Raw genomic sequence first — 20,597 nt, 5'->3', positions numbered from 1 at the left:
GCCTATGCCCGGTGTCGAGCACGGCCAAACCGCAGCGTCACATCGGCGACGCCGCGACCTGGGTGGCTGTGACGGCCGCCGCCCCGGCAAACCCGCCCTCATAAGGGGGGCGGGTGATGCCGATCCTGCTGAGATCTTCGATGTCGGTCGCGTCGAGGCAGTGGAACTTCGCCTGACCGTTGAGGGTCGTCCTCTTTCCGTTGAGGATCGCATACATCGCAACGACGTTGTCGACGGAATTGTTGAAATCGAATTTGTCGCGAATGCGCTGGCAAATACGGCGAGCCGTGCTCGTAGTCCCCTCGACGAGGTCCCTATCGTATTCGGGCTGGATGCTCGTCGCGAGATTCACGATGTCGACCCCCGTGCGAATCCTGATCGCATTGGCGATGTTCTCGTTCGGCCGCGCCAGCCTGCCCGAGCGGACTGTATCTAGGAACGCCAGGGTCCGAAGCGTCTTTTTGAGGCCCATCACCCTGGTTCCCGTGCCCGACAGCAGGCCCGCCTGGCTGCTGAGAATCGTTCTTTCAACCTTGAAGTCGTCGACTGCCTGGAAGGTGTGGAAGAACTCGTTTGCCGCCGTCGCCAACGGCTCCCGGTTCTGGTCAATGATCGCCAGATCGGCCTGCATCGAAGCGTGAAAGACGCCCGTGGAGACGAGGAAGGACGCGACCTTCGTCACGAAGGCCAGTCCCCTAATCGCGCGATCAGACACCACCGGCTCGCGCGAGACGTAGAGCTTGAACGCCACGCTCAGATCGGTCGTGATCGGGATCCCGGTGAGAAGAAGGGACTCGCATCGCACGTCGACGACCGAGCCGTTCGCGTTCCGGGTGAAACTCACCAGCGGCGCTTCGGCGAGCGTATTTGCCGGCAGGGCGGCCCAGCGGGCGTTGGAGAACTTGGCGGTAAGAACGTAACTGGCCCTCTCGTAAGTGATGCCGGTTCGGTTCGTGAGGCGCTGCCAGAAAGACGGGTTCCGAGAATCCAGGAACTGCCTCGCGCTTTGGTAAAAGGGCGAGCCGCAGCCTCCGGCTATCGCCAGATCAAAGTAGTAATTGTTGCTGAGCTCGTCTTCGGTCAGGTCTGGCGTCGCCAGATTGATAATGACGTCCTCGGGGCGCGCGGTTTGCTGTTCCACCAATACTGGAGTGACGCTTGGGCTCGTGCCGGGCGTAAGGCACCGGGCCGGAAGCGGGCGGCCGCTTTCCGGATCGCATCGCTGGGCGAAGGCATCCGCACTGAAGACGACAACAAATGCCGCAATAACAAAGACTTCGAGAACGCGCAGATACCGCATGACCACCCCCGACTTGTTTTTCTGCTTACATTACGACTCCAAGTTGAGTTTCGCGCAATAGCTTTCATTTCGCTTGGGTCGCTAGACGAGCCGAGGGGAAGCTCCCGATAGCAATCGAGTTCGTGGCCTGGGCGGGTGGCCAACCGATTGGCGGCTGGGCGAAGCGCACGGTGAGCGGCAAGCTGCAATGGGGGCCGGGCTATGTCGCCCGCTCGCGGCACGAGCCTTACCCAGCAAGAGGCGAGCCACACTCAAAGGAATGAAGGTCCTGAGTTCTCCTCGCGTGCCATGACGCTGCCCGCTCGCCTTCAAGTTGTCGAGAGGGCGGCATGACTGCACCGTTTTCCCTAGCGTGCCATGCGCTCCTTCGCGGCTTCGGCGAGATAGGCGGAGCGGTCTTCGCCGGCAGCCCGTGCGGCGGCATTGATGGGAGACAGCAGGCGCTCGTCCAGCGTGATGTTCACCCGCACCGAGCGGGCCGGAAGCTTCGCCGGCACCAGCACGGGGAGCGCACCTTCCAGCGCCTGGGAGGCGTCCTTCCGCAGATCCGCGAGGGTGCGCAGGCGGGGGAAATTGAGGGCTTCGAGCCGGTTAGCAGGCGCGCGCGACGTGCTTCGAGGGGCCGGCCCGCCGACCCTGCCGGACGTCTGAGCCTGCCTATGCCTTATGCCTTGTACAGCGTCGCTAGTATCCTTCGAGGGCATCTGCCGTCACTCTATCGCCCGCCCCCTCGTTCATGTGATCGACGGCGCGGCGAGGATTGCGGCTCGCCCCCCTCCCAGACCTGACAACGGATTGCATCTCTGTCGTGGTCCTTATCGCCATTGCGGCCGCGGGCGGCAGGCATCTGCTTCCGTGGCGTCGATCCCGCCGTGCCATCCGCGACATCGCCCCCTTTGAAGAGAAATGTGACGAGCCGACAGTAATGAACATGCAACGCCAGGGCCTTGATCATGCGCCCGCTACGGCAGCGGCCGATGGCTTCGGTTGCCCCCTCCTCCAGGCGGCCGCACAACGGACAAAGGCAAAAAGGCCCCCACCTTATGGCCGGAGCTTCAAAATGATGCTATTAGGAACACAACCTTTGTAATGATCAACTCCCGAAAGAGGGCATTTTCATGCGATTATGTTACCTCTAGAGAATTTCATTGTCTTTATACGTATTAGAATCACAATTATTGAAAGGTTCTGTCGTGGAATTCAAAACCGAGCATGAGAATTTTTGGGCCGGAGATTTTGGAGATCAATACATCGCGCGCAATAATTCAGATAGTCTTTTTTATTCTAAAGTCGCAATGTGGGCCCGGATGCTCCGATGTGCAAATAACGTACGGTCAGCTAGGGAGCTGGGATGCAATATCGGCTTAAATCTGTTGACACTTAAACGACTGAACCCTGCGCTTGAATTGAGCGGATACGAGATTAACGAGGCCGCGGCTAATAAAGCCGCCGAACTCAACGTCGGAAAGATCGTTAATGGTACAATTCTGGATAAAATAAACGATCCTTCCGTTGATTTAACTTTCACTGTTGGCGTTTTAATTCACATTGATCCCGATTATTTGAAGCTCGTTTACGACAATTTAGTTTATGGATCCAATCGATTCGTTTTGGTTGCCGAGTATTACAACCCCTCTCCAGTAACAATTGCATATAGAGGACATTCTAATAGGCTTTTCAAAAGGGATTTTGCTGGAGATTTGATTGATTCGTATGGCTTGAAGTTAATTGACTACGGATTTATCTATAAGCGAGATAATTTGGCCCCACAGGACGACATACATTGGTTCCTTCTCGAAAAATAATAACAATCCTCAATTCTATAAGCAATCCAAACCCTCTGTGATTTAAAATATCAACTGCGATAGAATAAATTTCTTTATCGCCGAATTAGATAAGTGGCGGATGTCTCTCTGCCACTTTCCGATCTTAGAAGTTATTATATACGTCGGCAGAAAACCACGTGAGCAGATCCGTTCGCAGCGAAAGCCGCACACCGAGCCGACAAGGCCAACGACCTGAGGGGCAAAGCCCTTGGTTGATATCCACCACATCCCTCGTGATCGCTGTTCCCCGCCTGATGTCCTGGCGCACGCGCGCGCCAAATACGCCAGTAAGATTCGTGAGAGGGCGGCCAAATCCGGGGCGAATGATGCGAACTTTAGATCGCGTGAGCTACGCCGCGCGCAGAAGCACCCATCAACTCGAGCGCAGATCAATACTTCACCCGTGATTTTCAGACATATTGGCAATTATATACAGAGAGCGCGACTCTCATATTAGTCTATCATTTATGCGATTATTTTAATCATGTCTTTTCTGCGCCATCCCACGTTCTGGCAGTCTCCATTTTATTTTGATGACACCTAAGTCGCTTGACTGCAGGCTCTATAAGCTCATTCCACGAAAATTGACCTGGGAGATCGCGTACACGCTTGAAACTTCCAGGGCCGGATTGAGGGAGAGGGGTATAGCTCCCGCAGATTATCTCATCTAAATTTTCTTCAAATAAATCTTCGATTTCATTAATAAGCTTTCTATATCCACTTGAAAACGTTTCGACATCTGGATCGATCCGCACTTCACGCTGGAAGCATATTGGCCCAGTATCAATGCCCGAATCGATCTCGTGGATAGAAACGCCGACAGGCGTGGCATCATAAGCCGCCCAAAAAAGCGGATGAGCGCCGCGGTTCCACGGAAGATAGGATATATGAAGATTTAAAACAGGTCGCCTGGCTTTCGCGAGAACATCCGCCGTCAATATGAATCTATAGCCAAAACTGATGACGGCGTCGTACATAGAAATGTCACTAACCGGCTGATCAAACCAGCTCACAGATAAGCCTCGTTCGCTCAACAGCTCTATTAGTCTCGTCTTTTCTTTATTATAACCTAAAAACAATACGTTCGTCATAAAATACCTCTACGAAAAGCGGTCCCCAGCAATTGTTAGAATGCGAGTCCCGCTAACAAAAGCAATATCATCCGCATCAATGCCTCTCACGCCTTAACTGACGATGAGGGACATGGCGTCCGCAGAATGCCGTCATGGCCCGCCCCGACTGCCGCGCCTATGGCGCGATCGGCCAAGGGAGATCGGCCAAGGGAGGATGCCATGGAGATTTTCGCCACCATGGAGCCGGCAGACGATTTCGAGGTGACCGACGCGCTTGTCGACGAGGCTGTGGCCGCATGCCACGTCGATTTGCGGGCGACGGTCAGGGCGCTGCTGGTCGGCCAAACCGTCATCGACCATCGGCTGACGGCCCTCCGCAGCAAGGTGTCGGCGGGTTGCCTCCGGCTGCCGAAGGCGATGACAGGCGCCGTTGAATGGGACTGACGGTGGCAGACCGCCTCGGTATGGCGAAAGCGACGAACAAGCTGTCCGCCCGAACAGTGCTTTCGATCAGCGCCCCCGGCCGTCGTTCCGATGGAGGCGGGCTGAACCTGCAGGTCAGTCCGACAGGGGCAAAGTTCTGGCTCTTCATGTTCAAGCCAGATGGAAAGCGGTCTGAGCTTGGCTTTGGCCCCGCCCACGACATCTCACTGACCAACGCTCGCCAGAAAGCGTCTGAGGCCCGCAAGCTGATCGATGCTGGCACGAACCCTCGGGACGAACGCCGCGCCGCCGAGGCTGCGAGGAAGGCGCAGGCGACCAAGCTGACATTTGGAGAGGTGGCTGATAGCCTCATTGAGAGCATCGCGGCGGGATTTCGCAACGCTAGGACGGGCGGCAGCATCCCGTTCCGTGCGTGCTTCCGGGTAGGGTTGTAGAACATCTCGATGCAATCGAACACGTCCCGGCGTGCCTCGTCGCTCGCGCGATCGGCCTTGCGGCGGATGCGTTCGCGCTTGAGCAGGTTGAAGAAGCTCTCGGCCACGGCGTTGTCATGGCAGTTGCCACGACGGCTCATCGAGGGCTGCAGATCGTGGAGTTTCAGGAACGAAGCCCACTCCATGCGGGTGAACTGGCTCCCCTGGCCCGAATGCACCAGCACACGGTCCTTCGGTTTGCGTCGCCGGACGGCGGCCAGCAACGCCTGAAGCACGACGTTGGTGGTTTGCCGAGCCAGCATGGACCAGCCGACGACGCGGCGGGAGACGAGGTCGATCACGACCGCCAGACACCGCCGCGACCATCCCCGCGCGCTTGCCCAGCGCGTCGAAGTTGCCGAGGGCGAGGTTCGGTTCATGGGATCGAAGACCCGGCTGCTTCAAACGCCGGTATCGCGTGATGGCGTAAACGCAGTGCTCACCGGGACTGAAATGGCGGAAGGGGTGTCACTGCAGACGACCTAATCAATTGTAAAAACGACGAAATCCAGCTGCTCCGGCTTCGCTATTGCCCGGCCAGTTCTCCAGAGTGTTTTATTTTCTATCTGCAAGGGATTGATAGCCCCAATCCCAGCTGCGGCCCCTCTATCCAAGCTGGGCAACGTCATCGAGGGCATCGCTAAAAGTGAGATTGGTGAGTTGCGAACCACCCGCTCCGGATGAGGCGGGTGCGATGGCCGTACCCTGCGGGCGCTACTGCTTGACGCCATAGTTATGGCTTCTCAGCCGAATGGTTCTGGTCGAACGTCGCTCGCGCCGCGCGAAAGCTATCCACGTTCTCGACGATCCACGTCCACAGAGGCACCATTCGGACCAGCAGTTCCAGGCCTGTCTCGGACAGCGCATATTCGACGTGAGGGACAACCTCTTCAAAGTCGTGGCGGATCACCAATCCATCTCGCTCTAAGTGTCGGAGGGTGCGTGTGAGCATCCGCTGCGTAACGCCGTGCATGCGTTTGGCGATCTCCGCATGGCGCAACGGCCCGTATACGCCAAGCGTGTGGATGACACCGAGAGACCAGCGACTGCCTGCATGCGCTAATACCTCTCGCCGCACACCGTCGTCATCGTCCCTAAGGCCGTCGCAAACGGTCTGGGAATATTTGAGGACGTCTTCTCGGCTTAGCGATCTGACCCCAGTATCACGCATGTACCCTTCTTTCGCGCTCGTCGATGAGTTGCCAGATGAACGCGGCAACCGAAATTGAGCGAGTCGGAATATGAACGATGCCGTTTCCACCGTGAAGTCACGGAATATCCTCGTATTGGGCGCCGGCGAGCTTGGGATGCCGGTCCTGCGCAACTTGGCGCGTCGCGCGAAGGACATCGACGGAGCCAAGATCAGCGTGCTGCTGCGCGCCAGCGCCGTCGCATCCGACGCGCCAGCCAAGCAGCGCGACATCTCCGAAATTCGCGAGGCGGGTATCGAGATCGTCGTCGGCGATCTGGTAAATAGCTCGATCGACGAATTGGCGTCGGTGTTCTCGCGCTATGACACGGTGATCGGCTGCGCGGGCTATGCGGCCGGCATCAACACGCCGATGAAGCTGGCCAAGGCGGCACTGCAATCGGGCATCCCGCGCTACTTCCCGTGGCAGTTCGGTGTCGATTTCGAAGCGATCGGCCGCGGCGGTCCGCAGGATATTTTCGATGCGCAACTCGACGTGCGCGAACTGTTGCGTTCGCAGAACAAGACCGAGTGGGTCATCATCTCCACCGGCATGTTCATGAACTATCTCTTCGAGCCGGAGTTCGGCGTCGTCGATCTGGAGAACAGTGAAGTCCACGCGCTCGGCAGCCTCGACACCGCCGTGACGCTGACCACTCCCGACGATATCGGCGTGCTGACGGCCGAGATCGTGTTTTTCGAGCCGACCATCCGCAATGAGATTGTGTTCTTGGCCGGAGACACCGTCACCTACGGCCAGGTCGCGGACAAGCTCGAGGCCGCGCTGGGTCGCCCGTTCAAGCGGTCGGTATGGAGCGTGCCCTTCCTCATGGAACAGCTGGCGAGCGATCCGACGAACATGATGCGTAAGTATCGCGCCGCCTTCGCGATCGGTCGCGGAGTCTCCTGGGACAAGGCGGGCACGTTCAACGATCGCCAGAGCATCCCGGTCACCGACCTCTCGGCTCTAATCGATGCCGATCTGCGCGCCGGCCAGCACGGCAAGTAAGCGCGTGGCGGCCTGCCAGTGCCAATCGGTCGAAGTAGGACCGACGTGCTCGGGACTAGATCGCTTGGTCCACGACCATCAGAGCGTGACTTGGTTCTCATATCGCCGGCCGGCAGCTCTGGCAGCGGGCGGGGACTTTAAGTTAGCACCTATGGGGTCGGGATTCCGTCACGGCAGAACGGCCGAATTATCCTTAGGCTTCGGCTTCCTGATCCGGTTCGGCTGGGGCGCGAGAGAGCATTGCAACGATACGATTCGTCACACTGAGCTGCGGGCCAAGGACACAGGCTGACATCAAGGGGTTGGATCTGACGATCGCGCCTCCTCGAGCAGCCAGTTCGCGAACACCTGTATTGGAGCTTCACTCAACCGGATCGGCTCCGGCAGGATGAGGCAGAAGGTCTTGGAAATCGACTCCCCATCAGGCCAAGGCGCGACCAAGCGACCTTCCGCTAGTTCGCTTTCGATATAGAGGCGCGGCACGAGCGCAACGCCGAGACCAGCCAACGCGGCTTCGATTTGCATGGAGTGAAGATCATAGCGGGGACCGATCGCAGGATTGGTCAGCACGACCCCGGCCTCTTCGGCATAGCGCTGCCAGGCGTCCGGGTTCTGGCGGCGATGGAGCCGCGGCAGCGCATCGAGGGCTGTGGCAGGGTCTCGGCCCCTGATCAGCACTGGATGGCAGACCGGAACCAGCACCTCATGCAGCAAGCGGTGCGTCCGCATTCCCGTCCAGGCAGGATGCTCAAAATGGATAGCAGCATCGAACCCGCTGCCGGTGAGAACGAATGGCTCCATCCGTTCCGCAAGATGCAGGGTGATATGCGGATGCCGCTCCTGGAACGGCTTCAGACGCGGGATGAGCCAACGCGTGGCGAACGTCGGCAAGATTGCGATGTCGAGGCTCGCGCCGTCGCTCGGCTGCCCCATCAGATATTGGCTGTCACGCTCCAGCCGGTCGAGCGTCTCGCGGACCTGAGCCGCATAACGCTCTCCATTCGGTAAAAGCCGGACGCGATTACCGATCCGCTCGAACAGCGTGACGCCGAGGAACACTTCCAGCCGGCCGATCTGGCGGCTGATCGCCCCTTCGGTCAGGGCCAGTTCGTCGGCCGCGCGCGCGAAGCTGCCATGACGCGCCGACGCCTCGAACGCCATGAGTGCGGAATTGCTGGGAATCTTACGGCGCATGACGCTTCCTGAAGGGATGGCTTAGTCTTCGATCCGCCGCCACCTTGATATTAGGTCACTGAAGCATGATCCGTTGTCGATATATAGACGTGGATTGGCAGTCTATCATGAGAAAATATCAACGAAAGACAAGACTGGGAGGAGAAGCTTCCGGTCGAAGGTGGTGTCATGATCTACACGGTGGAATGCAGCTTTGCCGACCCGGTCAGCGAAGCGGAATGGAACGACTTTTACAGCCTGGACAAGCTGCCAGCCCTGATTTCGGTGACCGGCTTCCACACCTCGCAGCGTTTCAAGGCGTTGAGCCGCGGCTGCCCCGTCTATCTCGCCCTTCATTCGATCGACGGCCTCGACATCCTGATGGGTGAGGAATACCGCCAGAAGGGCGGCGGCAATTTCGCACGCTGGCAACAGCACATCACCGACTGGCACCGGAACCTCTATGGCGGCATCGACCGTGCGCCGGCCATTGGTGAGGGCGAATATCTGGCGTTGAGCGCATTGGGCCCCGAACCCCTGATCCGGCTTGGCCTCACCCCCTATGCGATGCAGGCGGTCGCTATGGAGAAGTTCCCGGAACACCGCTGGCTCGCCAAGGTGGAGCGCGGCAATGTGCCTGACATCGAGCATCTATCTGAAGGCGTCCATGTCTATGCGCCGATGACGGCGCAGTTGACGAATGACGTTGACGCTGCGGTCGGGAAGACGCGGTAGCACCGATGCCGAATGTCACGATCTATATTTCCGCAGACAGGATGCCGCCGGACGAAGCACTCGCAAACCTCACGGAGCAATGCACGGAACTTTGTACCGGCATTCTCCGGGCCGCATTGGCGAACGTGCATATTGTCTATGTTGCTGTCCGGCATGGCCGGGGGCACCCCGCCTTCGCAGAAATCCAATATCGCCTTGAGCCCTTTCGGACGCCGCCAGTCATGGCGCAGTTCATGGGGGAACTGGACGACGCCATAAGGCGCAATATCGGTCTCGCCGCGCGCATCCGTTGCTTTGGCTATGAAGCGTCGAGCATTCACGCGCGCAATTGAGCGGATGCCAGGAGAAAACCAATGTCTAGTTTCGCATTGCCCAGCCAACAGGTCGGTGACTTAACAATCACCGCCGTCAGCGATGGCTATCTCCACGCCAGTTTCGATTTCCTCGCGAATATCGACCCGGCCGATGCCGCCCGTATGCAGGAAAATGCGGGGATAACGGATCATACCTCGATCCATATCAACTGCTATTTGGTGCGCAGCGGCGGTCGCACGATCCTGATCGACGCAGGAGCGGGTGGATTCAAACAGTGGGGCGGCCGATTAAAAGCCAATCTTCTGCGTGCGGGCATCCACCCTTCCGAAATCGATGCGATCCTGTTGACGCATGCCCATCCCGATCATGTCGGGGGGCTGATGGACGCGTCAGGAACAGCCGTCTTCCCGAACGCCGAACTTGTCGCCCACCATCGGGAAGTCGCGTTCTGGCAGGATGACGGCAATCTGAGCCGCGCGCCCGAGCGCGCCCGTGGCAACTTCCTCGTGGCGCGTCAGGCGCTCGATGGCTATCGCGACCGGCTGCGAACTTTTGAGGGCGGCGAGGTGCTGCCCGGCATCACAGCGATGCCGCTGCCGGGCCACACCGCCGGACACACCGGCTATCGGCTCGATTCAGGAAACAAGAGCCTGCTCGTCTGGGGCGACATCGTTCATTTCCCCCAGATCCAGGTTCCGCGCCCCGACGTGTCGATCGCGTTCGATCAGGATGCGCATCTCGCCGCCGATACGCGGTCGAGGCTTTTGGACTGCGTGGCCGCCGAGCAATTGCTGATCGCTGGCATCCACCTTGGCGAGCTCGGTTTCGCGCGGATCGAGCGAAGAAAGCTGGCCTACGGGGTCGCATATGAGGCATGAGCGCGTGCCGCTGTCGGCGCGAGCTACGTTCGAAACCACAGAGCATCCGCCGCAGCGTGCTGGCCCTCGGCCCTTTGCTGCTGTCGAGGGCTATGATGGGAAGCGGCAGCCGTTCATCCACGTTTACGCGCTCAAACCGCACGCAGCAGAAAATCTCTGACGTACACGACACGAGGATGGCGCAGCGCCGTCTTGTTCCAGACGAGATAGAGCGTGTTGTCCGGCCCCGGCCGCGTCGTCGGCAGTTCCACGAGTTGCCCGCTCGCCAGCGCTTCGGCGCACAGATAGTCCGGCAATACCGTCCACCCCGTTCCGGCCTGAGCCATGCCGATCAGGATACGAAGGTCGGGCGCCGTCACCACGGCTTGCATGTCGGGAACCTTGCCAAAGACATGCTCGAAGAACGGATGCAACAACGGCAGTGCCTCATCATAGGCGATGCAGGGAAGCCCGCACAGGAACTCGGCGGTGACGGTGCGCGCTTTAGCCCGCTCTGCGATTGCCGGAGCAGCGACGAGCATCAGGCGTTCCTGACCCAGTCCGGCAAAGCCGTGGACGCTTCCGTCCGGCGGCGACGCGGTAACGGCGAGATCGGCATGTCCCGCGTCGAGCGCCGCATAGATACGCTCGCGGTTGCCGGTCTGGATGCGTAGCCGCAGACCCTCCCCGACGAGCGGGGCCAGGGCGGGGCCAATGCGTGCGGAAAGATATTCCGCCGGGCCGACCAGATGGACGGTGCCGCTCAAATGGCTGGAGCGCGCCCGGGCCGCCTCCATGGTCGCCTCAATCCCGTCGAGCTGGGAGGCGATCGAACGGGCGAGATCGTCGGCAGCGGCCGTCGGGGCGACCCCGCGCGCCTGCCGGATGAAGAGCGGCTTGCCCAGCATCTCCTCCAGCGAGGCAATGTGTGCGGACGCTGCCGGCTGGGTAATGCCGAGACGCCCGGCCGCGCGGGTGAGCGAGCCGGCGCGGTAGGTGTCGAGGAAGGTGCGCAAATAGATGAGGTAGTTCATGAGCGTCGAGACATAGCTATTTCTATGGCTGATAGCACAAGGAATGATTTTTGTCGCGTACTGGCGTGAGGCATGTTCCGGGCAACAACCGGAGTGCCCCAATGCTTACTAAGCTCAAGATTCTGATGATCCTTACGTCCCGTGCCACGATGGGCGAGGGTGTGGCAAAGGACGCCTTCCACAATCTGGTCGCGTTATTCGATCGCAGGCTTCTTGGCGCTGCCTTGATCACAGTATTGGCCTATACGGGATCATTCGCCCTGTTTTCCTACATCTCGCCGTTGCTGATCGAGGTGACGGGGATGGATGCGCCTCTCGTCGCCGCGATGATGCTGGTCTATGGCATTGCCGCAGCCATCGGCAATGTCGTGGGCGGGCGCATGACCGACCGGCTCGGACCCGACAAGGCGGTGATGATCGTCTTGATCGGGCTTGCTTTTGTGCTCGGCGCAATGTGGCCCGCAGCCGGCTCCATTCCTGTCATGACGGTGCTGATCGCGGCACTTGGCGCGCTGACTTATGCGGCGGTTCCCGCCATGCAGGCGCGCGTGATCGGCATTGCGGAACGGCACGCCCCCCATGCGCTCGCCGCCGCCGCCGGCCTCAACATCGCCGGGTTCAATTCCGGCATCGCACTTGGCTCGATCCTGGGCGGTGGCGTGATCGGAAGTCTGGGGCTGGCGGCCACAACGCCCGTCGGCGCGGTAGCCGCAATCGTCGGCATCATCGTGCTGCTGCTTCAGCGCAATGGAAAGCGCGATTGAGCGCGGGCATGAGGATATCGAGGGTCGTGGAGCGGAGCGATATGTATCGGCGATGCGGCGTTTGCGTAGCTACCGCGCAGGATATCGCGCCATAGCTTAGAAGCGGCGGGCCTGGCGGGCCATGCCCAACGATGATGAGCACGATATCTACCCTATAGCCCTCCAATGCCGCCTTTTCACAAGGCGCTCAGGTGTTTTGGCATGAACGCGCTCGACGACCGCGGCTCTGGGAAGGCGAGGCAGTCGTGATTGGCGAGTCCCGAGAGAGGCCGGACGTCCTCGGCTAGTCAGATATACCGATCCGCCGCCATCAGGCTCCCTTGCTGGCGCGGATCATCGCAAGCGGTGACGACCGACGGCGACATATTGTGCATTCTTCAATAGTCCTGCGAACGCGCTCAGGGCGTCCGTCAATTCGTCGAACGACGGCCCGCCGAGGCAAAGGCGGATGCCGGTCGCCTGATCCTCGCTTTCCACCATTAGCGATGCAGGGGGCGTAAGCCTGACGCCGATCGCGGCGGCCGCGACGACCAGCTCATCGGCGTCATCGCGCGGTGCAGGCAGCCAGGCGTGGCACGCTGCCGGATCGGTGATGAGACCGGCGGCGCCGAGAATCGAGGCGGCCAGACGCGATCTGCGCGCGGCTTCATGGCCGAGATCCTTTTGAACCGATGCTATGACGCCACTCGCCAGCCACTCCTCCACCAGCGCACAGGAAAGGGGTGCCGGCTGCATTGGCATGTCCCGCACGATGCCCTCTGCCTTATCCATCATGCCGGGCGGGAGCGCCAAGACGCCGATCCGCAACCCCGGTCCGAGGGACTTCGACAATCCATTGATATGCAGCGTGATATCCGGCGCCAAAGCTGCCAGCGGCGGCAGGCCCGACGCGGCGAAGGCATAAACGCCGTCTTCGACGATCCGGGCGCCGGCACGGCGGCAGATATCGACGATCGACTGTCGTCGTGCCGTTCCCATTGTCGCGGTGGAGGGATTGTGCAGCGTCGGCGTGAGATAGACCGCTTTCCCGCCATCCTTCTCACTAGCGAGGGCGATCGCGAGCGCTTCCGGGATCATGCCTTCCGCGTCGATTTCAACGCCGCGCATCCGGTGACCTCTGCGACAGGCGAGTGCAATCGCACCGGGGTAGGTTATCCTCTCGGTCAGGATGACCCCTTGCCGATCGCAGGCAAGATCGAACGCTAGTGCGATAGCCTGACGGGCATTTCCTGTCAGGACCAGACATGATGGATCGGCCGGTACGCCCAGTGTTCCCAGCCAGCGTGCCATGAGACGGCGATGTTCAAGATGCCCGGTGGGCGGCGCATAGAGATTGAGCTGGTCTGCGTCGATCCTCCCGGCGATCACGGTCAGCGTGCGCGCCAAGAGGCGTTCGGTGAGCATGGCCGGCGGCGTGTTGGACGACAGGTCGATCTGCCGCCCTTCATGCGCCTGATGGATCGTCACAAAGGTGCCTCGACCCTTGACGCTCCGCGTCAGGCCGCGCCTCTCAACGATGCCATAGGCTTTGGTGACGGTGCCGAGACCGATCCCGAGTTTCCATGCGAGATCGCGATGGGCTGGCAGACGGTCGCCGCCTTTCAATCGCCCTTCGATGATGTCGTCCGCAAGTGCCAAGACCAGCCGGTCAGCGGTGCTGGCTTCGATGTCCGCAAGGCGCGGTGCCCACGGGGACTGCAGGCGCATGACGAATTTCTCAAAAGTGTCACATGACACTATTCATATAGTGCATAAGTGTAACAATTGATAGGGAAGCAAGCTCAATCAAGTCAATTCACAAGCGTACGTCCGCCACGGCGTGCGCATGGAGGGCGCATGTTCAGCCATGTCACGGTCGGAACCCGGGATCTTGAGCGAGCGGGCCGCTTTTACGATGCGCTGCTCGCACCGCTCGGATTGCGGCAACGTGTCGTCACCCCAGATGACGGCCCTCTGGCGCTCTGCTGGGTGTCTGGGGACGCACCACTCCCGCGCTTTTACGTGTACGGCCCGCGCGACGGGCTGCCGGCAACGGTCGGCAACGGCAGCATGGCCGCTTTCCTCGCGCCCACGACCGAGGCAGTGAAAGAGTCATGGGCCTCGGGGCTGGCGAACGGCGGCACGGATGAGGGCGCACCGGGCGCGCGCCCGCATTATGGCGAGGGCTATTTTGGCGCCTATCTGCGCGATCTCGACGGAAATAAGGTCCACATCGTCTATCGCGGCGACCTTGACCCACGTGAAGAGCGGCTGATGCTTCGGGAGAAGGTTCGATGATCGCCAGCCAGATCGCGCTCGTCTATTCCACCTATCTCCTCGCGACGGCCAGTCCGGGGCCAAGCAACATGGCGATAATGGCAACGGCGATGCGCGACGGACGCGGTCCCGCCCTCGCACTGGCGGGCGGCGTCATCACGGGATCGCTCTTCTGGGCGATCCTCGCTGCAACGGGCATTTCCGCAGTGCTGGCGGCCTATGCGGACGCGCTCTTCGTCATCAAGATTCTGGGCGGTGTCTATCTGCTCTATCTGGCGTTTCGCGCGGGACGATCGGCCATGCGTGAGACGTCCGACGTGGTGACGACACGGACCAACGCGCCTCTTCCTCGCTATCGCCAACTCTATCGCCAGGGCATTCTCATGCACATCGGCAATCCGAAGGCAGTCCTCGCATGGATCGCGATCATGTCGCTGGGGCTTCGGGACGATACGCCCTCCGGCGTGCTGCCGACGATCATCGGCGGCTGCGCCCTGCTGGGCGTCTTCGTCTTCGGCGGCTATGCGGTGCTGTTCTCGACTGCGCCGATGATCGCCCTTTACGGACGACTGCGGCGTTGGATCGAGAGCGGCCTGTGCGCCTTGTTCGCCGTGGCGGGTCTGAAACTGCTCGCGTCCGGGCGGTGAGCGCATGAGCCTTTCGGTTCACATGGTCGACGTCTTCGGCTCGGACGTGATCTCCGGTAATCCTCTTGCTGTCATCGTCGGTGCGGAAACTTTCGCAGCGGAGGAGATGCAGCGCCTCACGCGCTGGTTCAACCTGTCGGAGACCAGCTTCCTGCTGCCGCCGACAGACCCGGTCGCCGACTATCGCGTCAGGATATTCACGCTGGATCGGGAGATGCCGTTCGCCGGTCATCCGACACTCGGTACCTGCCACGTCTGGCTGAAGAGCGGCGGCGTACCGAAAAGCGGACCAGACATTGTTCAGGAATGCGGAGCGGGTCTGGTCAGAATCCGGCGCGATCAGGACCGGCTCTCCTTCGCCGCGCCGCCTCTCTCCCGCTCCGGCGCGCCGTCGCCCGAGGAGCGGATGGAAGCGCAGCAGTTCCTCGGGATCGATGGCCATGAGATCGTCGATGCCGCCTGGGTCGACAACGGTCCGGGATGGCTCGGCATCCGACTGGCATCCGCCGAAAAGCTTCTGTCGCTCAAGCCAGCACGAAGCTGGCCGCGGCGGATCGACATCGGCGTGATTGGTCCCCATGCTCCGGGCGGCGATGCCGCCTTCGAGGTTCGCGCCTTCTTCACCGACCATCTTGGAACGATAGTGGAAGATCCGGTTACCGGCAGCCTCAACGCCTCGCTGGCGCAATGGCTGTTCGCGACCCGCGTGTCGGATACCGACTACATAGCCGCGCAGGGCACCTGTCTAGGCCGCAAGGGGCGTGTTCATGTGGGCCGGGATGACGCGGGCCAGGTCTGGATCGGCGGCCAAACCCGCACGCATGTCGAGGGGACGTTGCTTGGCCATTCCGGTATCGAATAGCCGCGCGACCGCCTTTCGCCACGCTCGCGCCACGCTCGCGCGACGCGTAATATGCTGCGAATTTCGGGTTATGGCGTAGAATCGGCGGTTCGCGATGCCGCTCGGTGCATGCGGCGATTGGCAGCAAAATCGGGCTGTAGCGTGCAATCGGTGGGGCTGGCGGAAGGGGTGGGATTCGAACCCACGGTGGGCTTGCACCCACGGCGGTTTTCAAGACCGCTGCCTTAAACCACTCGGCCACCCTTCCAAGCCTTTTAGGCGCTTGGTTTGCCGCCAGCGAAACCGGCGCGAGGCCGTGTCTGCTCACAGGTTTGCTAACCTTCGCGGATAGCCGCTTGCTTTAGGGCCCCCTGCACTATCGCGTCAACTGCCTGCGCAGCATCGGCGTGCATACGCACCGTCGCATGGATGCACAAATCCAGCGTTCTCGCGACCGCTCAGTATCCCAACCGCCCCGAGGCAATCTCGGAGGCCCCTCGCACCGAGCATCCGGGTCACATGGGTCTGGCCGAGACCGCGGAATCGGGTGATCCGCCGGGTCCATCCAGGAGTGAGAGTGTCTGCATTGATCGGTGACCCGCCATCCTGAGCGACACCATGGTGACCCTCAGCCTGTCGCACCGCGACCCGGTTGTGTGCCCCCTCATAGCCCAGCGTCACCAGATCGGCGAGCCCCTGCTCCAGATCGGCGAGCATCCGTATGGCCAGTAGCGAATGGTCGCCCAGATCCCTGAAGGGCTCATCGCGTCCAACCGGACGCTCACAGTTCTGCGACAGCCCCCTCGAGATCGGAGTGCGGCGCGACGAAGGGGCGTGGTTCGCGGGCCTCCGCACTTTCAACAAGCGCCGCAAGATCCACCGCACCGGTCTCGGTACGCGGCAATGCTGCAACCGAGGTCAGCTCAATCGGCGGCAGCAGGCATCCAAGTGCGTGGCCGAGTCATGCCTTGAGCTCATTCGCCGAGGTCGGGGTGAACTCGTTGAGCACGACCCAGACGGAAATTTTGCCGTGCGCAGCATCATGGAGCACTGCGGCCTCGTCAACGCCAGGGTGGCTTTCCGCTGCACCTGGCCGGATGATCTCAAATCTCGCAGATGAGCGCGTGTCAGGATCGGTTAAGACCTGACCGGAGATGAGGCATCACGACGTTGCCGACAACGGCGATCCTTTCAGGCGCGCTGCGCGCACACCTCAGTTTGACGGCGCGGCTGAACGCGCCCCTCCTCCATCGCCACCGCTATTCCACTGTCACCGACTATTCCACTGTCACCGACTATTCCACTGTCACCGACTATTCCACTGTCACCGACTATTCCACTGTCACCGACTTGGCGAGGTTGCGCGGCTGGTCGACATCGGTGCCCATCACCACCGCCGTGTGATAGGCGAGCAGCTGGATCGGAATGGCGTAGACCAGGGGCGTGATGAACGGATTCATGTCCGGCAGCACCAGCGTCGCCTCGGTCTCCAGCGCCGTGTGCTTGGCGCCGGTCTCGTCGGTGATGAGAATGATCCGCCCGCCGCGCGCGGCCACTTCCTGCATGTTCGACATGGTCTTCTCGAACACGGCGTCGTGCGGGGCGATCACCACGACCGGCATGTTCTCGTCGATCAGCGCGATCGGCCCATGCTTCAGCTCGCCGGCAGCATAGCCCTCGGCGTGGATGTAGGAGATTTCCTTTAGCTTCAGCGCACCTTCCATCGCCAGGGGGAAGGAGGTGCCGCGGCCGAGATAGAGCACATCCTTGGTCTTGGCGAGGGCGCGGGCGAGGTGCTCGATCTCGGGACCAAGATCGAGCGCGCGGTTCATCAGGCGCGGAACTTCCACCAGCGCGTGGACAAGCCTGCGTTCTTCCTCAGCGGAGATCACGCCGCGCGCGCGGCCCGCCGCCACGGCCAGTGCGGCGAGCGTCGCCAGCTGGCAGGTGAAGGCCTTGGTCGAGGCGACGCCGATTTCCGGCCCCGCCAGCGTCGGCAGCACCGCATGCGCCTCGCGGGCGATGGTCGAGGTCGGCACGTTCACCACCGCCAGCAGGTGCTGCTTCTCCTGCCCGGCATAGCGCAGCGAGGCGAGGGTGTCGGCGGTCTCGCCCGATTGCGAGATGACGATGGCGAGGCCGTTGGCCGGCAGCGGCGCCTCGCGGTAGCGGAACTCGGACGCCACGTCGATTTCGACCGACAAGCGCGCATAGCGCTCGAACCAGTATTTGGCGATCAGCCCGGCATAATAGGCGGTGCCGCAGGCGGCGATGGAGACACGCTCCAGACTGGCGAAGTCGAAAGGCAGGTCGGGCAGCTGCACCGTCTCGTTGGCCATGTCGAGATAATGCGCCAGCGTGTGCGCCACCACTTCCGGCTGCTCGTGCATCTCCTTGGCCATGAAGTGACGGAAATTGCCCTTCTCGACCAGAAACGCGGTGGCAGTGGTCTTCTGCACCGCGCGCTCGACGCGATGATTGTAGGAATCGCGGATTTCGATCCCACTGGCGCGCAGCACCGCCCAATCGCCATCGTCGAGATAGGCGATGGTGTCGGTAAACGGCGCCAGCGCGATGGCGTCGGAGCCGAGATACATCTCGCCCTTGCCGTAGCCGATGGCGAGCGGGCTGCCCTTGCGGGCGCCGATCAGCAAATCCTCGTCGCCGTCGAACAGGAAGGCCAGCGCGAACGCGCCCTCAAGGCGGGGCAGCGCGGCAGCCACCGCGTCGGTCGGGCTGAGGCCGGCGCGCAGCTCGCGGGTCACGAGGTGGGCGACGACTTCCGTATCGGTCTCGCTCTCGAAATTGGCGCCTGACGCGAGCAACTCGTCGCGCAGCTGGCGGAAATTCTCGATGATGCCGTTATGCACCACCGCGACTTCGGTCGTTGCATGGGGGTGGGCATTGGCGACGCTCGGCCGGCCATGGGTGGCCCAGCGCGTATGGCCGATGCCGATCGTGCCCGCCAGCGGCGACTGGCCCAGCACCTCTTCCAGATTGCGCAGCTTGCCCTCGGCGCGGCGGCGGGAAATGTGCCCGCCCTCCAGCGCGGCGATGCCCGCGGAATCATAGCCGCGATATTCCAGCCGCCGCAGCGCGTCGACCAGCCGCTCGGCCACAGGTGCCGTGCCGACGATGCCGATGATTCCACACATGAGCCGGGCCCTTTCGAGAAGCGACGATCTGCAAGGCTATGCCGCCGGGTTTAACCGCCCGTCACCGAAGTGTCGAAATCAATTCGGATGTCGCTTCGTATCGCATTGCGGTATCACGCCTTGGGCGCCAGCCCGGCCGAGAGCCGGGCCCGCAGCCGCGCGGCCAGCCCCGGCTTGTTGACCTGCCGCGCCCGGCCGATCGCGAGCGCGTCCGCCGGCACGTCGTCGGTAATGACCGAGCCGGTAGCGAGATAGGCGCCATCGCCGACGCTGACCGGGGCCACCAGCAGGCTGTTCGTGCCGACAAAGGCATTGGCGCCGATGATGGTGCGGTGCTTGCGGAAGCCGTCATAATTGCAGGTGATGGTGCCGGCGCCGATATTGGTGTTCGCCCCGACGCTGGAATCGCCGACATAGGAGAGGTGGTTCACCTTCACCCCCGGCGCGAGATCGGAGGCCTTGATCTCCACGAAATTGCCGACATGCACCCCCTGCCCGAGTTCGGCGCCCGGACGCAGGCGAGCGAAGGGGCCGACAATGGCCCCTGGCCCAACATGGGCGCCCTCGACATGGCTAAAGGCGCGGATGGTGGCGCCGTCCTCGACCCGCACCCCGGCCCCGAAGAAAACATTCGGCTCCACAATGACATCGCGGCCGAAGCTCGTATCCGCCGAGAGAAACACCGTCTCTGGCGCCACCAGTGTTACCCCGGCTTCCAGCGCCTGTGCGCGCAGGCGGCGCTGGAGAATGGCCTCGGCCTCGGCGAGCTGGGCGCGGCTGTTGACGCCGGCCACATCCTCCACCGCCACCTCGCACACGCCCGCCGTGCGGCCGAGCGCGCGGGCGATCGCCACCACGTCGGTGAGGTAGAATTCCTTCTTGGCATTGGCGTCGTCGACACGGTTCAGCAAATCGAGCGCCGCCCGCCCGTCGAGCGCCATCAACCCGGCATTGCACAGGCGAATCGCGCGCTCCTCGACGCTCGCCTCCTTCTCTTCGCGAATGGCGAGGAGTTCGCCGCCCTCGGTCACAAGGCGGCCATAGCCGGTGGGGTCCTCCGGGCGGAAGCCGAGCACGGCGACGCCCGCGCCCTCGGCAAGCGGCGCCCGCAGCGCGGCGAGGGTTTCCGGCCGCACCAGCGGCGTGTCGCCATACATCACCACGACATCGTCAAAGCCGCGTTCCAGCGCCGCGCGCGCCGCCAGCACCGCATGGGCGGTGCCGCGCCGCTCGGCCTGCACGAACACCTCGGCCTGCGGCGCCACCTTGCGCACCTCGGCGGCCACCTTGTCGTGGTCGGGGCCGATCACGACCGCGACATGCGCCGCGCCGGCGGCGAGCGCCGCGTCGAGCACATGCGAGACCATCGGCCGGCCGGCCACCGCGTGCAGCACCTTCGGCAGGGCGGAGCGCATGCGCGTCCCCTCTCCGGCGGCAAGGACGATGACGAGAAGCTGGCGCATCGGCGGACTCCAGAAGCTGGACGCAGGGACCGGACCGGGGCCC

The 20,597-nt window shown here is 61.8% G+C and carries 21 protein-coding genes, 1 tRNA gene and 1 pseudogene; 12 read left to right on the top strand and 11 right to left on the bottom strand.

Annotation, left to right across the window (positions count from 1 at the left end; translation table 11 throughout):
* Nucleotides 1-37: 37 nt before the first annotated feature.
* Together J2S76_RS01075 and J2S76_RS01070 are read right to left on the bottom strand one after the other, a co-directional pair.
* Nucleotides 38-1,300: a hypothetical protein gene (locus tag J2S76_RS01075; protein WP_307056714.1), complete on the bottom strand. Its 1,263-nt coding sequence runs from the start codon at nucleotides 1,298-1,300 to the stop codon at nucleotides 38-40.
* 347 nt (nucleotides 1,301-1,647) lie between these two features.
* Nucleotides 1,648-1,803 carry a type II toxin-antitoxin system HicB family antitoxin gene (locus tag J2S76_RS01070; protein WP_307056712.1) on the bottom strand — a complete coding sequence of 52 codons (156 nt, stop codon included), beginning with the start codon at nucleotides 1,801-1,803 and terminating at the stop codon, nucleotides 1,648-1,650.
* A 690-nt stretch (nucleotides 1,804-2,493) separates the two neighbouring features.
* Between J2S76_RS01070 and J2S76_RS01065 the strand changes: the two genes are divergently transcribed.
* On the top strand, nucleotides 2,494-3,105 hold the full coding sequence (locus tag J2S76_RS01065; RefSeq protein WP_307056710.1) for a pseudaminic acid biosynthesis-associated methylase: 612 nt from the start codon (nucleotides 2,494-2,496) through the stop codon (nucleotides 3,103-3,105).
* 503 nt (nucleotides 3,106-3,608) lie between these two features.
* On the opposite strand, the gene J2S76_RS01060 is transcribed toward J2S76_RS01065, so the two are convergent.
* Nucleotides 3,609-4,217, bottom strand: coding sequence for a formyltransferase family protein (locus J2S76_RS01060; RefSeq protein ID WP_307056708.1), 609 nt, complete (start codon nucleotides 4,215-4,217; stop codon nucleotides 3,609-3,611).
* Nucleotides 4,218-4,418: 201 nt separating this feature from the next.
* On the opposite strand from J2S76_RS01060, the gene J2S76_RS01055 reads away from it, so the two are divergent.
* Together J2S76_RS01055 and J2S76_RS01050 are read left to right on the top strand one after the other, a co-directional pair.
* On the top strand, nucleotides 4,419-4,643 hold the full coding sequence (locus tag J2S76_RS01055) for a hypothetical protein (protein WP_307056706.1): 225 nt from the start codon (nucleotides 4,419-4,421) through the stop codon (nucleotides 4,641-4,643).
* The gene (locus tag J2S76_RS01050; protein ID WP_307056704.1) at nucleotides 4,634-5,077 is read left to right on the top strand and encodes an Arm DNA-binding domain-containing protein; all 444 of its coding nucleotides are present in this window, start codon (nucleotides 4,634-4,636) and stop codon (nucleotides 5,075-5,077) included. The genes J2S76_RS01055 and J2S76_RS01050 overlap by 10 nt, the downstream gene beginning before the upstream one ends.
* Here the strand turns inward: J2S76_RS01050 and J2S76_RS01045 are convergent.
* Nucleotides 5,029-5,427: pseudogene (locus J2S76_RS01045) on the bottom strand (DDE-type integrase/transposase/recombinase); the annotation flags it as partial. The gene J2S76_RS01050 and the pseudogene J2S76_RS01045 overlap by 49 nt on opposite strands.
* Nucleotides 5,428-5,849: 422 nt before the next feature.
* Complete coding sequence (locus J2S76_RS01040; protein ID WP_307056702.1) at nucleotides 5,850-6,287, bottom strand: winged helix-turn-helix transcriptional regulator; 438 nt, start codon at nucleotides 6,285-6,287, stop codon at nucleotides 5,850-5,852.
* A gap of 70 nt (nucleotides 6,288-6,357) precedes the next feature.
* On the opposite strand from J2S76_RS01040, the gene J2S76_RS01035 reads away from it, so the two are divergent.
* Nucleotides 6,358-7,314, top strand: a complete 957-nt coding sequence (locus J2S76_RS01035; protein WP_307056700.1) for an aromatic alcohol reductase — start codon at nucleotides 6,358-6,360, stop codon at nucleotides 7,312-7,314.
* Between the two features lie 294 nt (nucleotides 7,315-7,608).
* Here J2S76_RS01035 and J2S76_RS01030 read toward each other — a convergent pair whose 3' ends face one another.
* Nucleotides 7,609-8,508 (bottom strand): LysR substrate-binding domain-containing protein, encoded by a 900-nt coding sequence (locus J2S76_RS01030; protein ID WP_307056699.1) that lies wholly within the window; start codon nucleotides 8,506-8,508, stop codon nucleotides 7,609-7,611.
* Between the two features lie 168 nt (nucleotides 8,509-8,676).
* Here J2S76_RS01030 and J2S76_RS01025 point away from each other — a divergent pair, with 168 nt between their 5' ends.
* From J2S76_RS01025 to J2S76_RS01015, 3 genes are read left to right on the top strand one after another with little or no spacing between them, the layout of a single operon-like run.
* Entirely contained in the window at nucleotides 8,677-9,222 is a 546-nt protein-coding gene (locus J2S76_RS01025) for a sugar ABC transporter (RefSeq protein ID WP_307056697.1), read from the top strand.
* Nucleotides 9,223-9,227: 5 nt separating this feature from the next.
* Entirely contained in the window at nucleotides 9,228-9,554 is a 327-nt protein-coding gene (locus J2S76_RS01020) for a hypothetical protein (RefSeq protein ID WP_307056694.1), read from the top strand.
* 21 nt (nucleotides 9,555-9,575) lie between these two features.
* Nucleotides 9,576-10,415 carry an MBL fold metallo-hydrolase gene (locus tag J2S76_RS01015; protein ID WP_307056692.1) on the top strand — a complete coding sequence of 280 codons (840 nt, stop codon included), beginning with the start codon at nucleotides 9,576-9,578 and terminating at the stop codon, nucleotides 10,413-10,415.
* Nucleotides 10,416-10,546: 131 nt separating this feature from the next.
* Here the strand turns inward: J2S76_RS01015 and J2S76_RS01010 are convergent, their stop codons facing one another.
* Nucleotides 10,547-11,428 (bottom strand): LysR family transcriptional regulator, encoded by an 882-nt coding sequence (locus J2S76_RS01010; protein WP_307056690.1) that lies wholly within the window; start codon nucleotides 11,426-11,428, stop codon nucleotides 10,547-10,549.
* A 101-nt stretch (nucleotides 11,429-11,529) separates the two neighbouring features.
* Here J2S76_RS01010 and J2S76_RS01005 point away from each other — a divergent pair, with 101 nt between their 5' ends.
* On the top strand, nucleotides 11,530-12,192 hold the full coding sequence (locus tag J2S76_RS01005; RefSeq protein ID WP_307056688.1) for an MFS transporter: 663 nt from the start codon (nucleotides 11,530-11,532) through the stop codon (nucleotides 12,190-12,192).
* A 333-nt stretch (nucleotides 12,193-12,525) separates the two neighbouring features.
* On the opposite strand, the gene J2S76_RS01000 is transcribed toward J2S76_RS01005, so the two are convergent.
* Nucleotides 12,526-13,899, bottom strand: a complete 1,374-nt coding sequence (locus J2S76_RS01000; protein ID WP_307056685.1) for an aminotransferase-like domain-containing protein — start codon at nucleotides 13,897-13,899, stop codon at nucleotides 12,526-12,528.
* Nucleotides 13,900-14,028: 129 nt separating this feature from the next.
* Between J2S76_RS01000 and J2S76_RS00995 the strand changes: the two genes are divergently transcribed.
* Genes J2S76_RS00995 through J2S76_RS00985 form a run of 3 tightly spaced genes read left to right on the top strand, consistent with a single transcriptional unit; the run spans nucleotide 14,029 to nucleotide 15,957 of the window.
* A complete protein-coding gene (locus J2S76_RS00995) occupies nucleotides 14,029-14,469 on the top strand; it encodes a VOC family protein (protein ID WP_307056683.1) in 441 nt (146 codons plus the stop codon).
* Nucleotides 14,466-15,095 carry a LysE family translocator gene (locus J2S76_RS00990; protein WP_307056682.1) on the top strand — a complete coding sequence of 210 codons (630 nt, stop codon included), beginning with the start codon at nucleotides 14,466-14,468 and terminating at the stop codon, nucleotides 15,093-15,095. Before J2S76_RS00995 ends, J2S76_RS00990 begins: the two co-directional genes overlap by 4 nt.
* Before the next feature lie 4 nt (nucleotides 15,096-15,099).
* A complete protein-coding gene (locus J2S76_RS00985; RefSeq protein WP_307056680.1) occupies nucleotides 15,100-15,957 on the top strand; it encodes a PhzF family phenazine biosynthesis protein in 858 nt (285 codons plus the stop codon).
* A 157-nt stretch (nucleotides 15,958-16,114) separates the two neighbouring features.
* Here J2S76_RS00985 and J2S76_RS00980 read toward each other — a convergent pair.
* Nucleotides 16,115-16,204, bottom strand: a tRNA-Ser gene (locus J2S76_RS00980).
* 902 nt (nucleotides 16,205-17,106) lie between these two features.
* On the opposite strand from J2S76_RS00980, the gene J2S76_RS00975 reads away from it, so the two are divergent.
* On the top strand, nucleotides 17,107-17,340 hold the full coding sequence (locus J2S76_RS00975; protein ID WP_307056679.1) for a hypothetical protein: 234 nt from the start codon (nucleotides 17,107-17,109) through the stop codon (nucleotides 17,338-17,340).
* Here the strand turns inward: J2S76_RS00975 and glmS are convergent.
* Both glmS and glmU read right to left on the bottom strand, forming a co-directional pair.
* On the bottom strand, nucleotides 17,268-19,091 hold the full coding sequence (gene glmS, locus J2S76_RS00970; protein ID WP_307056677.1) for a glutamine--fructose-6-phosphate transaminase (isomerizing): 1,824 nt from the start codon (nucleotides 19,089-19,091) through the stop codon (nucleotides 17,268-17,270). The two genes, J2S76_RS00975 and glmS, sit on opposite strands and share 73 nt — an antisense overlap.
* A 113-nt stretch (nucleotides 19,092-19,204) precedes the next feature.
* Nucleotides 19,205-20,554: a bifunctional UDP-N-acetylglucosamine diphosphorylase/glucosamine-1-phosphate N-acetyltransferase GlmU gene (glmU, locus tag J2S76_RS00965; protein WP_307056675.1), complete on the bottom strand. Its 1,350-nt coding sequence runs from the start codon at nucleotides 20,552-20,554 to the stop codon at nucleotides 19,205-19,207.
* Nucleotides 20,555-20,597 lie beyond the last annotated feature (43 nt).

It is taken from the genome of Ancylobacter vacuolatus (assembly GCF_030813595.1).
In the GTDB taxonomy this organism is placed as follows: Bacteria; Pseudomonadota; Alphaproteobacteria; order Rhizobiales; family Xanthobacteraceae; genus Ancylobacter; species Ancylobacter vacuolatus.
This window is presented reverse-complemented; position numbering and strand designations above follow the sequence as displayed.